The organism is Acinetobacter sp. CFCC 10889 (assembly GCF_003268395.1).
Lineage (GTDB): Bacteria > Pseudomonadota > Gammaproteobacteria > Pseudomonadales > Moraxellaceae > Acinetobacter.
On the sequence record NZ_LQXQ01000211.1, the window covers coordinates 1 to 264 of the forward strand.

Annotated in this window: 1 pseudogene; it reads right to left on the reverse strand. The window is 41.7% G+C overall.

The annotated features are described in order from the left end of the window. Window positions 1-53: 53 nt before the first annotated feature. A pseudogene (locus AVJ19_RS21405) lies at window positions 54-264 on the reverse strand (IS5/IS1182 family transposase); the annotation flags it as partial.

Consider the following 264-nt stretch of genomic DNA (forward strand, 5'->3'; position numbering starts at 1 on the left):
GGGCTTTGTTGCACAAAGATTTGAAATGCAAAGCGCCCCTAATGGAGCCAAATTTAAGGCGTAACTTGGGTAAGTGGTCGACCTAATTCCGTAAATCTGTTAAGAACTGCTACACGTGCATGGATCTCATTCACTTGGCTATCAAAACTCCTTGCACTGAGTTTATCTCCTAATAATTTGATGCAATGCATCTTAGTTTCAACCAAACTTCGCCGATGATAGCCTGACCATTTTTTCCATAGTGTCCTGCCTAAACGCTTAACT